We start from the raw sequence: 14,848 nt of genomic DNA on the forward strand, positions 1-14,848 counted from the left end.
TCGTAGGACCGTCGAGTCCCCGATACCAATGGAGCGGAGGACTTCAGACGCGTGCGTGAGATTTCGACTTCAACAAGGATCCGTAAAAATCCAGGGTCTTCCGAGCCACGACCGGCCATGCGAACTCGTCTCGGGCGCGTGCGAGGCCGCGGTCGCGGAGGTCGTGCCGGCGTTCGCCGCTGGCGAGCAGGCCCCGGAACGAATCGACCCAGGCCGTCTCGTCGGCCTCGGGCAAGATGACGCCTGCGTCGGCGACGACGTGCGGGATCTCGCCCGAGTCGCTGGCGACGACCGGGAGGCCACATCCCATGGCCTCGACGAGCATCCGGCCGAATTGCTCTCGCCACGCGGGGGTCGTCTGGCTTGGCGCGGCGAGGATGTCCATGGCGTTGAGGTACTCGGGGACGGCATCGTGTCCGACGCCCGTCACCACCTTCGACCGGTCGCCATGCTTTGCGGACCATTCCCGGACCTCGCCCTCCATGGGCCCTCCGCCGACCCAGAGGGCTCGCCAGGTGCCCGGTTCGAGGCGGTCGAGGGCTCGCATGAGCATGGCTATCCCCTTCTGCGGGACGAACCGGCCCAGATAGCCCACGACCGCCGGCCCAGGCTCCTTCCACCCAAGTCCCACGAGGATGCGACGGCCCGCGTCGGGGTCGGGTCGGAAGACGTCCAGGTCGACCCCGACGGGGATCGTCCTGGTGGGGCGATCGCGGTACCCGGCGCGATCGCGGAGGTTCTCGGCCACGGTCTTGCCGAACGCCAGCCAGGCGGACGCTCGGCGGAGGCAGTAGCGTTCGATGAGGTTGAAAGGTGGGGGATAGGTCTTGGGTTGGTTCTGGAAGCTCGAGTAGACGAGCGCGCTCTCCGCGGGCGTCCAGTAGGCGATCTGGCCGCCCGAAAGGATGAAAGGCTCCTCCCAGGCATGGACGACGTCAAAATGCCCGTCCCGGAGCAGCCGTCGGAGCGTGTTCGAGTAGAAGAAAAGGTGCGGCGACTTCGAGGCCCGGACCGGGATCCCTTCGAGTCGGTACGGTTCCTCCTGGCCCTCCTCGAGCTGGATCGGCCCGAGGTCGCCCTGGAAAGTGGCGGGTGCAGCCACGGTGACGTCGACTTCGGAGCCGCCCGCCAGGGCCAGTTCCCGGCAAAGGCGCCGATTCAGGGAGACGACGTAGGAGTGCCCAATCATCAAGACTTTCATGTCGTGTCGGTTTCTCGCACGAGTCTCGTCAACCCCTCGAGAAGGCGATCCGCAGGCGATGTCGCCAGAGGAGCCGCTCGTTCACATCCAGGAGGACCGGCGCCCCGCTCACGATGGCCACGCCCACGGCGGCCACGCCCATCTCGGCCACGACCGCCAGGAATCCCGGCGGCCGATGATGCTGGGTGAACCACCAGAGGCCGAGCGTCGGCGGGATCCCGAAGAGCAGCGGCACGGCCGCGGCCCGGAGCAGTTCAAGCCGTGACGTCCCGAAAACCTGTCGCATGAGCCGGGGGAGCCACCACAGGTTCACCGCGAGGAACGCGGTCAGTGTGCCTAGGAGCGGGCCGATCAGGCCGAAGTGTCGGGTCAGCGTGATGCTCGCGAAGACGTTCACGACCGCCGAGGTCATTGCGAGCGGGACGAGGACCGCCGTCTTTCCCGTCGCCCCGAAGCACCAGCCCCAGAGCGAGAGCTGCGAGAGCAGGAACGCGTTGACGGCGGAGATGATCACGACCGCATCGCCGCCGTAGTGGAACGTGGGGGGCATCCAGAACCCGACGAAGTGTCGGTTGAACGCCACGATCGGCCCCAGGCTGGCGAGGCTCATGATCGCGACCAGGCGAACGAGCTCGATGAGCCGACGGTTGAACGCCTCATGCTCGCCCCTGGCGTGGAGCTCGGCCAAGGGGGCCCACGTCGCCCCACCGATCCCCTGCAAGAGCGACTGGGAGAGCACGGTCAGCTTCTGGGTGTTGACGAGCGAGGTGACCATGCTCGCCCCCAGCATCGAGCCGACGATCGAGTTGTCGGCCATCAGGCTCACCCGCCCGCTGACGTTGAAGAGGAAGGTCGCCGCACTCAGGGTCCAGAGGGTTCGATGGGTGCCGAGATCGGCCCGGACCGACCAGCACCGGACGAGCGTGGGATGGCTCCGGAAGACCAGGAACGTCACGGCGAGTGCGAATGTCCAGGTCCCGATCACGTAGGACATCGCCTGACCGGTAATCCCCCAACCGGCGCTGGCGAACGCGAGAGATACCCCGGCGATGAGCAGGGCCTGCGCCGTGAGGAGGAGATTGACCCTGTAGCCGAGCTGCCTGGCCTCGAGCACCGCGCGGAATGGGGTCAAGCTCAGCGCGAGGAACCCGAGCAAGCCGACGAGCCAGGCCGTCCGAAGGTCGACAATGTCGCCGGGCGAGAGCTTGGTGACAAGCCTGGGGAGGATCATCGTCAACGCCGCGCCGACCGCGACGGCCACGACCGAGACGCGGAGGTAGGCCCACGTCGCGGCCGCCATCGTCCCCCGCAAGTTCGGCTCATCATTGTGCGCGAAGGCCCGGGCGAGGAGCGGGGCGATCGCGCCCCCCAATCCGAGCTCGAGCAGGTTCAGGAACGCTTGCCAGTCGAGGACGACCCGGAAGGCTCCGAACTTGTCTTCCCCCAGCCATTCGACGAGTAATCGCGTGACGAAGAGGCCCACCACCGTGGTGACCAGGGTGAACGACAACATCGTTCCGAAATTCAATAAGGCGTTGCGAGTTCGCAAAGGTGAGGTCGCTTCGGGTGCGGGAACGATTAAAGGTCCGGGAGAAGGCCTTCGAGTGCCATCCTCGGAGGCGTCAGGCCGGGGCGACCGCCCCCTTCTTGGCGAGGCGGACCCGGGCGTCGGCCGCGTGGACCGACGCGGCGAGGAGCCAGTAAGGGATCCCGAACGGGGAGAGGAACGCGACGAAGCTGAAACACGAGGCCAGGATGCTCAGGTTGAACGCGAAGACGACGGCCGCCCAGTAGGCGAGCTCCTTATCCGGGCACCCGAACGCGACCCGCAGGAGGTCCATCATCGTGACGGCGAGGGCTCCGACGTAGCCGACGAAGAGCGGGATCCCGCCGTCGTACATCCAGGCGGGGATCATGACCTCGCACCAGATCGGCGAGGGCTGGCTGGGGCTGCCGAAGATGGCGTACATCATCCCCCACCATCCCAGGCCGTAGCCGACGGGGTTTTCCCAGAGGACGACTTCGAACGCCTCCTGGATGAAGCCGCCGCGGCTGTTCTTGTAGACGCTCCCCGGGTCTTCCTCGACCAGGGACATGAAGCGCTTGGTCACGACGTCGCCGCCCGACATCGCCACCCAGGAGATGGCGAGGACCAGGAGGCCGCCCCCGAGCGAGGTGAGCAAGCTCGCCTTGCGGACGTCGCGCTGCATGAGCAGGAGCCCGGTCAGCGCCATCACGCAGATCGCGAGCATGACGAGGGTGAACCGCACCTGCGTGTAGAAGATGACCGCCACGCCCGCGAGCGCGAGGAAGACGCACCCGGCACGGAGCCAGATCTTGATCGGCAGCAGGGCCCAGCAGAGCCCGATCAGCGCCGCGGCCATGCCCGCCGGGGCGGCGCCTCCCGGGGAGTCGGTCAGGCCGCAGGGGCGCATGATCTTCATGCCCCCGCTCTCGTACATCAGGTCTTCGCCGTTGAACTGGTTGTTCATCGCCGGGATCACCGGCGGGTTGAACGTCCCCGGCTTGAAGACCTGCAAGATCCCGACGATCGCGCTGAGGGCGTTGCAGATCAGGAAGATGGCCATCAGGCGACGGACCTGAGTGCCCGACGTCATCGCCGCGGGGGCCCAGAACGCGGGCGACAGGACCGAGATATAAAGCATGACCTGCGCGGACGCGGCCACGAGCGAGTAAGAGTTCGGGTGGAAGATCGAGAGCGCGAGCCAGATCGAGCATCCCGTGAGCCAGGGGATCGCGGGGAACGTGGTGCTCCCCGGCTGCAACTTCCCCTTCTTGGCGACGAAGTACCAGGCCATCGGCGCGACCATGTAGGCCGCGATCCGGATCGGCGTCCGCAGCGGGGACGACCCCGGCACGAACAGGAGCGCCGGGAGGAATGTCTGGGAGATCGCGATCCACTCCAGCCACCCCCAGGGCACCTTGCCTCCGGGAGCCTCGGCGTCCGCCGGGGTCGGTCGCGAGGCGACCGGCCTGGGCGGGGGCGTCGGTGGGCGAGGTGGGAGGTACGGGGACGACACGGTCGGGCCTCGAACTAGTTGCGTTGCAGGCGTCCCTGGAGTTTATCGCCCGGGCGCCGTAGCCGCCACGACCCCCGTGAACTGCTCCGCCATCTGGTCCCAGCTCGCGGATCGGAGCTGGTCCGAGAACGCCTGGAGTGCGGGGCTCGGTCGCTCGATCAGGGAGCGGCACGACCGCAGTCGGTCGGCCAGGTCCACGGAGTCGTCCGGGTTGGGGATCAACAGGTCCTGGAGGTCGCTCGGGAACCGCTCGGCGATCCCGGCCGTCTTCGTGATCAGCGCCGGTCGGCCGCAGCAGAGGGCCTCCTGGGTCACCAGCGAATAGCCCTCATATCTCGAGGGTAGGACGTGGGCGTCGCACGCGCGGAAGATATCCGGGACATCGCGACGGAATCCGAGGAATTGGATCCGCGAGTCGATCCCCGCCTCGACCGCCCGGGACTGCCAGGCAGGCAACTCGGCACCCGTCCCGACGACGACGAGGTCGGCGTTCCAGTTCGAGTCGCGGCAGAGCGACTCCCAGGACTTGAACAGGGTGTCGAAGCCCTTTCGGCGGTCGCCGAGCGCCCCGACGAAGGCGAACATCGGCCGATCGGTCGGCCAACCGAACTTGGCCCGGAGCGTCTCGCGCTCGCCGGGGACGGCCGGGCGAAAAACGTCGGGGTCGGTCCCGTAATAGATCACATGGACCTTGTTCGGATCGGTCCCGAGCCAGTTGACCAGGTCGGTCTTGTTCCGCTCGCAGGTCGTGATGATGACCCGGGCCATGTTCAACGACGCACGGTCGTCCCGGGAATACATCCAGTAACCCAGTTGCCGGTGGATCCGACGCGCGGGGCTCCCCATGGCCGGGGGCGCGTCGAGCACGTTCAGGTGGTGGAGCCAGTTGACGTCGCCCCAGCGACAATTGCCGCCGTTGACGATCACCCGGGTTTCCTCGCCGAACTTCCGGGCCTGGGCACGGCCGGCCTTGGCGAGGACGGGATGGCCGAGCAGATACGAGTTGAACGGCCGACGCACCTCGTGCAGCGTCACGTTGGGGAACTCGAGGAGGTCCGGTGCGGCCCTGTACGCGACGAGGTGGAGCTCGTGCCCTTGCCGGGCCAGGTGGAGGGCCAACGCATAGTTGGCCCGGTCCATGCCACCGGTCTTGACGAAATCTCCGCTGACGAGCAGGAATCGCTTCATGTTGATCGGCCGTCGATTCGGTGGGATGTCCGGGTCGTGGTCGTTCTACGAGTCAATCACACGTGATTTACAGATATCAGCGGCCATCCAGTGCGACCTCTTGCAGGCCCGAAGCGCAAGCGAGTGAATCGTTTTCGCTTTCCCGCGACGAAAATTCACTCGCTTACGCTTCGGGCTTGTAAAAGGGTTGCCATTGGAGCGGCCGAAGGTGCTACATCGCGCAGGACGGTTTCGACAGTCCGCTCGATGGCAAAGTGCCGTCGGTAGGTAGCCAGGGCCGCCTCACCAAGCTTGGCTCGTGGCTCGGGCCGCTCGATCAACGAGCCGACGAGCCCGGCAAGGGCCCCTGGATCAGGATTTGGTGCGAGGGCGACGCACCCTTCGTCGGCCCAGATCGTCTCGCTGTATCGTCCCGGGTTCGACACCACCGGCTTGCCATGCGCCAGGGCGGCCATAAGACTGCCGCGTCGGCTGGTCAGGCCGTCCGGGTAGGGTTGGATCATGACGTCGCAGGCCTGGAGATGCGCCGAAGTTGCGGACGGAGGCAAGCCGCCCGAGGCAACGACCCGGCCGGCAAGATTGGGATGGGCTGTGACGAAGCGGGCCGCGAAGCGTTCGCTCCCCCGACCGAGGAGGAGGACAACGCGATCGTCGCCTTGCGCCAGGATCTTCGGAAGCGTCTCCTCGAGCATGGGGCCGATCGTCCCGCCGAACGTCCCGAAGCTGCCGACGATGGCCTGGCCTTGGGGTGCGACGCGGCGGCGGACTTCTTCCACGGCCGAGGGGTCGTCGACCACGCCGATGTTGCTCGGCACCGGGAGCCAGGTGATCGGCCGGCGTACCGAGGGCTCGACTCTGCGGAGGATCTTTTCCCAATACGGGATCGAGATGTAAACTGTCTTGCACGCCCCGACCAGGGTCCTGGCCATCAGGTACTGCACCGCCACGAGCAGCCAACGGGCGGGCTTGTCCCAGGGCTCGAGCGAATACCGGACCTCGTGGAACATCACCCGGGCCTCGTCCCCTCGGGCCTTCCGGCCGGCCACCCATCGGCAGAAAGGGAGGTTCATGCCCTTATAGCCCCAGGCGTTCGGCGCGTACTGCACGAGGATCTTGCGCGGAGGGGCGAACGCATCGAGGGCGTCATCGAGCCGGCGGAGGTCGGTCGGCGACCAACGGCCGGCGATCCGGTGGAGGGTGATTCCTTCGAAAGTCGTCGCGTCCTCGGGCCCTTCGGACGTCCACACGTGGACGTCGACTCCCGCCGCCGAGAGCCCCTTGGCGAGAAGCGACGTGTAGTCGGCCACACCGCCGGGCTGCGGCGGGTATTCGCCGGTGACCAGGTGCTGGCGATCGATGCTCATCGTCGCGACCCCACGACTCGGGATGAGGGGGTGGCGATCATGTGGTTGGGCTGGTACTCAGGGTCGCGTGCTCGGCGGCCTTGGGGATCGGCTCGCCCGAGAGGACGTGCTGGTAAATCGCGACGCTCCGATCGGCCATGACGCGGTGGTCGAACTCGTTCACGGCCCGTTCTCGGGCACCGATCGCGAGCCGATCGCGGAGTCCGGGCTCTCGAAGGAGTCGATAGGCGGCGTCGGCCAGGGCCACCGGGTCGTCGATCGGTACCGTAAGGCCCGACTCCTCGTGGCGGCTCACCCAATCGACGCCGCTATAGGGGATGTGGGTGTTGATCACGGGGCACCCGCTCGCCATCGCCTCGAGCTGGACGAGCCCGAAGGCCTCGCTCCGGGCGTTGGAGGGGAACCAGAAGGCGTCGGCGGCGAGATAGTAAGGGACCAGGTCCATGTAATGCTTCAAATAGCCCTGGAAGACCACCCGGTCGGCGACGCCGAGCCGCTCGGCCTCGGCGCGGAGCTCGGGCTGGTCGGGGCCATCGCCGATGAGGAGCAATCGGCCAGGGACCCGCGAGAGCGCCCGGATCGCGTTGATGAATCCCTTGTAGTAGACCTGCCGGCCTGCACAGAGCCAGAGCGGGCCCCCTTTGGCGTGCTCCTCGCGGATCCGAAGGCCTTGCTCCCGGCTCTCGGGCGAAGGTTCGAGGTAGGCGGCCAGGTCGATCCCGAGCGGCAAGAGGTGGGTTCGGTCGGCATAGGGGCGGAGGAACGTCGAGCCCCCCGGATAGTTGGGGCTCGTCGTCAGGATCGCGCGGACCTTGCGATAGGCGAGGCGCTCGATCGGGCGGAAGGCTGGACCGATAAATCGTTGCTTGATCAGGTCGCTGTGGTAAGTCACGACCACCGGGATCGTGGTCCGGGAGAGGAGGATCCCCAGGATCATCGTCGGGTTCGGCACGTGCAGGTGGAGGATGTCGGCGTCGATCCGCGCCAGGCCCGAAGTCAGCGTGGGGGAGAGGTCGAGCTTGGCGATCGAGGCCGATCGGCTGAACCGCGTCACGTGCACCGGCCCGTCGTCTTCGGTGACGGTCGGACCGGGACGGTGGTTGATGCAGCACACCTGCACCTCCAGGCCGAGGTCGGCCTGAGCCAGGGCCAGGGTCCGGACGTTCGACTCGATCCCCCCGGCGGCCGGGGGATAATACTTACCGAGGTGGCAGACGCGGATCCGGCTCATTGGTATGGAGACTCGCCCTTGAGAACTCGAGGATCGGCCCGAGCTCAACCGAGGCCCACGGCCCGGAAGAGCTCGCGGTTGTCGCGGACCCAACGCAGGAGTTGCTCGACTCCCTCATGGGTCGAGACCTTGGGCGTCCATCCCAGAACGCGTTCCGCTTTCCGAATGTCGGCGACGAAGACTCGCTGATCGCCGGGCCGCCAGTCGGCGAAGGCCGGGTTGAGCGACCGGCCGAAGGCCTTCTCGAGGATGGCGACCAGCTCGAGCAGGCTCAGCGTGTTCGAAGGCCCGCCGCCGAAGTTGAAAACTTCGCCCGCGGCCACGTCGATCCGCTCGTAGGCCCGTGCGTAACCCTCGACGAGGTCGCCGACCCAGAGCGTGTCGCGGATCTGCTTGCCGTCGCCGAAGATCGAGAACGGCTTGCCGAGCGTGACGGCGACGCAGAACCAGGCGATCCACCCTTGGTCTTCGATACCGAACTGGCGGGTGCCATAGATGCAGGATTGGCGGAAGGCGACCGTCTTGAGGTCGTAGATCCGCGCATAGTCTCGGACGTACTGGTCACCTGCCCCCTTCGAGCAGCCGTAAGGGCTGTGGAAGTCGAGGGGCTCGGATTCGTCGACGCCGAAAGGTCGGTCTTCATACGCATACCGACCGTTACGCTCGACGACGTTGACGTGTTCGAGGTTGCCGTAGACCTTGTTGGTCGAGCTGTAGAAGACCGCGGGTCCGCCCTCGGCGGCGGTGCGGACCGCCTCGAGGACGTTGAACGTTCCCAGGGCGTTGATCTCGAAGTCGTTGCGCGGATCGACGACGCTGGTCGTGACGGCGACCTGGGCCGCGAGGTGGAGCACCACGTCGGCGTCGGCGTGCCGGCCGATGATCTCGCGCATCGCCTCGGCGTCGCGGACGTCGGCCTTGATGAAGTCGTTGATGCCTTGCTGGCGGAGCCACTCGAGGTTGGTATCGGCCCCTCGTCGGCTGAGGTTGTCGACGAGCACGACGTGGTCGCCCGCCTCATGGAACCGCGCCGCGGCATGGCTGCCGATGAAGCCGGCACCCCCGGTGATGACCCACTTGCGTTTAGCGCCCGACGGCTTCATACACCTGACTCCATTGCTCGGCCAGTCGCCGGCGATCGAAATGGACCAGCGCGGCTTGCCGGCCGGCGTGACCGAGCCGGCGGCGTAGTTCGGGATCGGCGACCAGTCGGTCGATCGCCCGGGAGAGTGCGGCGGGGTCGCGGGGGGGACAGCCGAGGGCCGAAACCCCGTCCTCGAACAGTTCGGCCGACCCGCCATCGGCGATCGCGACGACCGCTCGGCCGCAGGCCATCCCCTCGACGATCACCCTTCCGAACGGCTCCGGACGGATGCTCGCATGAACGACAACGTCGAGGGAGCGGAACGCCCGGACCGGGTCGGACTGGTGCCCGACGAACCCGAGCCGATTTCCGGCCCCGAGGCCCAACCCCTCGGCGCGGGCCCGCAGGTCCTCGAGCGTGACCTGCGACCCCTGCGACTGGTAGATAGGGCCACCTACAATATAGAACCGACATGGACGGTCGTTGGAAATTCTCGACGCGGCCTCGAGGAAGACGTCGTGCCCCTTCCAGACCGCGAAGGTGGCCACGAGCCCGACCCGGACCGTCCCCTCCGGCGCCGGCGGCAGCCCGGCCGCCTCGTCGAGCCATCGACCGTCCTCGGGTCCGGGGGCGAACCGTTCCAGGTCGACCGCGTTATAAATCGTGCGGATCTCGGCCCGATCGCCCAGGACCTTCCCGGCGTCCTCGGCCACGGACCGCGAGACCGCGACCGCCGTGACCCGACGTCGGGCGGTGGCGCGGAGCATCCGGGCCATCACGGGCCGCGACCCGATGAAGTCGTGGACGTGCCACGTGACGGGGACGTGTCGAGGGGCCGCCCACGTCCCCAGCACGTGGGCCTTCATGCCGTTCGTCTGGATCCGGTCCGGTCGTTCGGCGCGGAACCGGCGGCGGAGCTGCGATAGGTACGCGGCCGACGCCAGGGCCGCGGCGGGTCCTCGCTTCGCGAGCCCGGCGACCCGGCCCCCCTTCCCCTTCGGGGCTCCCGAGTCTCCCATACGGGCCAACGCCTTCGGGAGCGGGAGTACCGAACAGCGGACGCCGAGGTCTTCGATCGCCGTCGCGAGCGGCCCATCATCCCCGAGGATCGCGGCGAGCTCCCAATCCGGCCGCGCCGACCGGAGCGTTGCCAGGATGTCGAGCAGGCACATCTCGGCCCCGCCGATCGTCCCAACAGGGTTCAAGTAGACGATTTTCAATCGATGCGGCCTTGTCTGCCGGCGGTGCCCGGCGTGGAGGTCCCCGTCATCGGGGCGCGAGGGAGGCGAGCGGCTTGCTCGGCGGTTCGGGCTCCGGCTCCGTGATGACCAGCCACGACATCAACTTGAGTTCGAGGAAGGCCAACCCCAGCGCGATGACCGGCATGGCCAGCCCCGCGAGGTCGTGCGCCACCTTGTCGCCCGCCTTGTGTCCAAGGCGATGATAGCACCAGGCCGTGACGACGATCCGAATGATGTTCGACGCCAGCGCGATCGGGATCGCGCTGAGCATCAAGACGATCCGCTCCCAGAGCGGCCGAGGGATCAGGATCACCATCGCGGTGATCAGGGTCACGAAGCTCAAGAGCATCGATAGGCCGTTGCAGGCCTGGGCAACTTCCAGCGGTTCCGACCCGACCGTGATCACGTTCCCTTCGGCGAGGACGGGCAAGCCCATGAACTGGAGCGTCGCCACGCTGCCGATGGTCGCCAGTCGTTGCAAGGGGTTGGCCAGGAACGAGTTGATCCGAGGCGGGAGCGGCAACATGAAGAACAGGAATATGATCGCCGGGAAGGCCACGCGTAGCAGGTGCCAGCCGCCGATCGCCAGGGCGAGCGATGCGATGACCAGCGGGAGGGTGACGGATTCGAAGTACTGCTCGTTCAGCTCATAGAGCCGGACGCGCAGCGCCAGCAGGGCGAATAACGGCAGGAAGCCCCACCATTTCGGCTTCATCTTGTCGCGATCGAGGAGATTCCGCCGCCCCCAGAAGATTGCTGCGGCGATCGGGATGACGAGGAAGCCGTACGAATAGTTCGCGTCGCGGACCCAACGATCGACCAGGATCGCGATCGGGGTCGCATAGGAGATCCCCAGGGTCGCAGCGACCAGGACGACCGCGGCGATGTCCGACGCCCGAGGCCGCCAGTGTCCCGCACGAGGTAACGGCTGACTTGCCACCTTCGGATACTCCCCTTCGATCGCACGACACCCGGCACGAGTCCACATCATGCGGACCGGTCACGCCCCGAGGGCGCGACGCAAGGTCCGGCATTGAGTCACATGCGACGGATACTTTTATATGAGCGTCGGCCGCGTCCATTCTAGGGACGGTCGCGGCACCATTCTAGATTACTTTAGCTCGACGGACCGGTCGTGGCTTTTCTTCTACAGCCTTGCCATTTTCGCCGGATATCAACGAAGCGAGCGAGCCATCTTCGGCTCGACCGCCGAGCTCAACCCTCGGTCGCGGACGACGAGCTCGGGATGTTGCCGTAAGCATAACCGCCGTAGTTCGCCTCGCCCGATCGCACGCCGTTGACGACCGCGCCCAGGACCGGGACGCCGACGCTGGAGAGCCGGCGCTGGGCCCGCTCGACGAACGGGAAGCGGCTCGTGTCGTACCGGACCGCGAGCACGGCCCCGTCGGTCCACCGACCGATCGTCAGGGCGTCGGGGACGGGCAACACCGGCGGCGCGTCGACGATGATCATCTCGAAGCTCTCGCGGGCCCGTGCCAGGAACTTGCCCAACGCCTCGCCCTGGAGGACCCTCGAGGGATCCGTCCGAGGAGACCCGGCGCCGAGGAAGTGGAACCCGCCCGCCTCGCTGACCACCCGGATCGCGTCCTCGGCTTCGACGTCGCCCCTGAGGACGTTGACGAGTCCATCGGAAGATTCAAAGTCGAACATCCGTGTGAGCGTCGGGTTGCGGAGGTCGGCGTCGATCAGGAGGGTCATCAGGCCCGCATTGACGCACCGCTCGGCCAGCTGGGCGGCGAGCGTCGTCTTCCCCTCGCTCCCGCAGGCGCTGGTGATGAGCAGGCAGTGGCGATCGCGCCCCCACGGGTCAGGCTTGGCGCAGAGGGTGACTCGGAGATGGTCGAGGCTCTGGACGAATTCGTCGAGCAGGCGTTGGCCCCGCCCTTCGCCTCGGATCGAGGCCCAGGCCGGCTGCCGGAGCGTCGGCAACGGGGGGACGACGCCGAGCACCTGGAGCCGGGCGCGACCGGGGAGATCTTCGGGGTTCGCCACGCGGGCGGATCGCCGCTCGAGGAGGACGAACAGGCCGAGGACCATCCCGAAGACGGCGATCGGCCCCATCATGATCACGCGGCCTTTGCTGTTCGGATTGGGACGCTTGGGCATCCGCGCCGGGTACTCCAGACGGACCCGCGCCAGCGGATTCCTCGACTCGTGCTCGAGCTGATGGAGGGAGTCCTGGACCTTGTGGAGGACTTCCGCGGCGCGGTTGGTATCGAAGTTCGCGAACTGCAACCGCATCGCCTCGGACCCGGCCTTCTGGGTCCGGACCTTCATCACCTTCAGCTTGTCCCGAAGATATTCCTCGTGCACCTTGATTGCGGCGAGCCTCGCCTCGCTCGAGTTGACGGCCTCATCCTCACCCTCTTCCACGACCGGTGGCCGAAGCTGACGCGCAAGTTTCGGCCTGAGCTCGGTCCGTTTGGCCGCAAGCTGCTTCCTGAAAGCGATTAGCTTGCGTTGCAGCGCCATCCCCGCCGGGTCGGATCGAGTCCGGGCCGTCCTCCCCATGTGTTCGAGCTGGGTCACGATTCGATCGATCTGACTCTGAATGTCCTGGATGGACGGGTGGCTCTTCAGGGCGTCTTCGACCGCCTCGTTGAGCTGTCCGTTGTCGACCGCCGTCGGGGGAGGTGTCAGCTTCTGTCGTCTGTAGTGCTCGAGCTCGGCCTCCAGGGTGACCCGTTCGACTTCGACCTTGGCGAGTTGGTCGCTCAACATGCGGTAGTCTTCGGACGTGATCGAGTTGCTGTCCTTGGCCCCTTCGATGTCGGCGGCACCGAACTGTTCGCTCAACCTGACCGATTCGCGACGCTTCTCCTCGAGCTCACGCGTGTAATCTTCTTCACCCTTGCGGAGCTGTTCGATGCGTTGCTTCGTCTCGTCGCTGGTGATGCTCGCGGCGTTCTTGAGGTAGGCGTCGACGACGGCGTTGACGATGCCCACGGCCTCGTCGGGAGAATTCGACGTCATCGAGATCTCGATGAGCGGCGTCTTGATGACGGGCGCGACCTTGATCGAGCCTCGAAGGGCTCCCTCGGCATCGTCGGTATTCTGGAGCCTGCCGAACCGGTAGAGCTCGGGGTGGTCGGAGAGTGCCAGGTTCAATACGACGGGGCTGGTGACCGTCGAAATCTGGACCTCGCGGAACTCGGCGAGGTCGCTGCCGCCCATGATGCTCTTGTTCACGTGCAACGGCTGATCGCCGGGCTCGACGCGCACGCGGGCGGTGACGTCGTAAGCCGTCTTGATCCGTTGATTCGCCATGTAAACAATGCCGACCGACCCCACGGCCCAGGCCGCGAGGACCTGCCACCAGTGCCGACGGAAGGCACGCCAGATCAGTTGGGGCGAGAACTTCTCCTGCTTCGGCTTCTGGCCGTCCTCGAGGTCGATTTCCAACTCGCCGGGAAACCGACCATTCTTCGGATAGAGGGGCCCGCCCAAGGGGCCTCCCACCGGTTCGGGAAGGGTACTCATCGCGCGGCTCCTCCCGTCGGACGCGCGGCCGCAGCGGGGGCGGGGGCCGCCGCGAGGGCCAGACGGGACTCGATCTCGGGGATCATCGACTCGAGGAACGACTCGAACGGGTTGCCGACGTCGCGACGCTCGCGTTCGGTCAATTGACGAGCGAGGTGGACCTTGAACATCCCGGGGGTTCGTTCCAGTTGTTTGTGAATATCGAGCTCGGGGGACCAATGCCGGTTGAAGCGCCAGGAATAGTAGACTTCCTGGAGGTTGGCCAGTCCTCCACGCTTGGAATAGACGAGGGTCCGGAACGGCGTCTCGAGCGAGCCAGACTTCACCATCCGAGTGTTCCCCCCGCCGACCAGGTCGTAGCCGGCGTTGCGGTAGCAGACTTCGGGGCGGTGCAGGCTGATCTCGGCCGCGGGGCCGTAGAGCACGATGGCCTCGATCGCCGCGCCCGTCTTCTGGTCGACGTAGCGCCGGGTGATGAGGTCGGTCGCCCCCGTCGCCTTGACGATCTCGGGGTCGAGCGTCGCCACCTCCCCCTTCCAGGAACCGACATTCATCGGGAGGTCTTTGAGCGGGAACGGCGCGGTCCTGGCGTCCCGGAGGAACGTCTCGACCCGGAGCGACTGCCACCACCGGATCCCACCCGACGCGGCCAGGATCAGGCAGGCGATCGCCACGCGGGCCCAGGTCTTCGAGCTCGACGCCGGCCGAGTCGCCGAGGTCGGCGCGGGTTGTTCGGGCTTGGCAGGCACTTGGATGGTGCTCATGACAACACCTGTCGTCGCGAGGCTCTACCCCTTCGGTCACCGGCCGATGCCACGTACACCTCACCGGGTATCGACCCGAAATCCGACCGAGAGCGGTCAAGGCTGACGTAAGCTTGACAGAGGCCGGCCGTGGGAGGCCGTCGCAAGGAGGGGGAACACCGAGGCGCAATAATCACGACGATCCTTTCTGGTATCATGGGCGGCCCGGGTCGACGATTACAAGGGTGAAATCC

General features: G+C 66.7%; 11 protein-coding genes. All 11 read right to left on the bottom strand.

Annotation, left to right across the window (positions count from 1 at the left end; all coding sequences use genetic code 11):
• Nucleotides 1–43: 43 nt before the first annotated feature.
• Entirely contained in the window at nucleotides 44–1,201 is a 1,158-nt protein-coding gene (locus ACYOEI_RS36755; protein ID WP_462855371.1) for a glycosyltransferase family 4 protein, read from the bottom strand.
• A gap of 28 nt (nucleotides 1,202–1,229) precedes the next feature.
• Entirely contained in the window at nucleotides 1,230–2,714 is a 1,485-nt protein-coding gene (locus ACYOEI_RS36760; RefSeq protein ID WP_462855372.1) for a lipopolysaccharide biosynthesis protein, read from the bottom strand.
• Nucleotides 2,715–2,823: 109 nt separating this feature from the next.
• Complete coding sequence (locus ACYOEI_RS36765; RefSeq protein ID WP_462855373.1) at nucleotides 2,824–4,242, bottom strand: hypothetical protein; 1,419 nt, start codon at nucleotides 4,240–4,242, stop codon at nucleotides 2,824–2,826.
• Between the two features lie 42 nt (nucleotides 4,243–4,284).
• Nucleotides 4,285–5,430, bottom strand: a complete 1,146-nt coding sequence (locus tag ACYOEI_RS36770) for a glycosyltransferase family 4 protein (RefSeq protein ID WP_462855374.1) — start codon at nucleotides 5,428–5,430, stop codon at nucleotides 4,285–4,287.
• 155 nt (nucleotides 5,431–5,585) lie between these two features.
• Nucleotides 5,586–6,794, bottom strand: coding sequence for a glycosyltransferase family 4 protein (locus ACYOEI_RS36775; protein ID WP_462855375.1), 1,209 nt, complete (start codon nucleotides 6,792–6,794; stop codon nucleotides 5,586–5,588).
• A gap of 37 nt (nucleotides 6,795–6,831) precedes the next feature.
• Nucleotides 6,832–8,025 carry a glycosyltransferase gene (locus ACYOEI_RS36780; protein ID WP_462855376.1) on the bottom strand — a complete coding sequence of 398 codons (1,194 nt, stop codon included), beginning with the start codon at nucleotides 8,023–8,025 and terminating at the stop codon, nucleotides 6,832–6,834.
• A gap of 44 nt (nucleotides 8,026–8,069) precedes the next feature.
• Nucleotides 8,070–9,128 carry an SDR family NAD(P)-dependent oxidoreductase gene (locus tag ACYOEI_RS36785; protein WP_462855377.1) on the bottom strand — a complete coding sequence of 353 codons (1,059 nt, stop codon included), beginning with the start codon at nucleotides 9,126–9,128 and terminating at the stop codon, nucleotides 8,070–8,072.
• Nucleotides 9,109–10,329 (bottom strand): glycosyltransferase family 4 protein, encoded by a 1,221-nt coding sequence (locus ACYOEI_RS36790; protein ID WP_462855378.1) that lies wholly within the window; start codon nucleotides 10,327–10,329, stop codon nucleotides 9,109–9,111. The genes ACYOEI_RS36785 and ACYOEI_RS36790 overlap by 20 nt, the downstream gene beginning before the upstream one ends.
• Before the next feature lie 46 nt (nucleotides 10,330–10,375).
• The gene (locus ACYOEI_RS36795; RefSeq protein ID WP_462855380.1) at nucleotides 10,376–11,290 is read right to left on the bottom strand and encodes an exosortase/archaeosortase family protein; all 915 of its coding nucleotides are present in this window, start codon (nucleotides 11,288–11,290) and stop codon (nucleotides 10,376–10,378) included.
• Nucleotides 11,291–11,565: 275 nt separating this feature from the next.
• The gene (locus tag ACYOEI_RS36800; protein ID WP_462855381.1) at nucleotides 11,566–13,851 is read right to left on the bottom strand and encodes a GumC family protein; all 2,286 of its coding nucleotides are present in this window, start codon (nucleotides 13,849–13,851) and stop codon (nucleotides 11,566–11,568) included.
• The gene (locus ACYOEI_RS36805) at nucleotides 13,848–14,615 is read right to left on the bottom strand and encodes an exosortase-associated EpsI family protein (RefSeq protein WP_462855382.1); all 768 of its coding nucleotides are present in this window, start codon (nucleotides 14,613–14,615) and stop codon (nucleotides 13,848–13,850) included. Before ACYOEI_RS36805 ends, ACYOEI_RS36800 begins: the two co-directional genes overlap by 4 nt.
• Between the last annotated feature and the right edge of the window lie 233 nt (nucleotides 14,616–14,848).

Source organism: Singulisphaera rosea (assembly GCF_054877945.1).

Bases quoted from the DNA above. Each gene is read 5' to 3' on its own strand.
- ACYOEI_RS36755 (WP_462855371.1), bottom strand. From the start codon at position 1,201: ATGAAAGTCTTGATGATTGGGCACTCCTACGTCGTCTCCCTGAATCGG.
- ACYOEI_RS36805 (WP_462855382.1), bottom strand. From the start codon at position 14,615: ATGAGCACCATCCAAGTGCCTGCCAAGCCCGAACAACCCGCGCCGACC.
- ACYOEI_RS36800 (WP_462855381.1), bottom strand. From the start codon at position 13,851: ATGAGTACCCTTCCCGAACCGGTGGGAGGCCCCTTGGGCGGGCCCCTC.
- ACYOEI_RS36785 (WP_462855377.1), bottom strand. From the start codon at position 9,128: ATGAAGCCGTCGGGCGCTAAACGCAAGTGGGTCATCACCGGGGGTGCC.
- ACYOEI_RS36760 (WP_462855372.1), bottom strand. From the start codon at position 2,714: ATGTTGTCGTTCACCCTGGTCACCACGGTGGTGGGCCTCTTCGTCACG.
- ACYOEI_RS36775 (WP_462855375.1), bottom strand. From the start codon at position 6,794: ATGAGCATCGATCGCCAGCACCTGGTCACCGGCGAATACCCGCCGCAG.
- ACYOEI_RS36770 (WP_462855374.1), bottom strand. From the start codon at position 5,430: ATGAAGCGATTCCTGCTCGTCAGCGGAGATTTCGTCAAGACCGGTGGC.
- ACYOEI_RS36780 (WP_462855376.1), bottom strand. From the start codon at position 8,025: ATGAGCCGGATCCGCGTCTGCCACCTCGGTAAGTATTATCCCCCGGCC.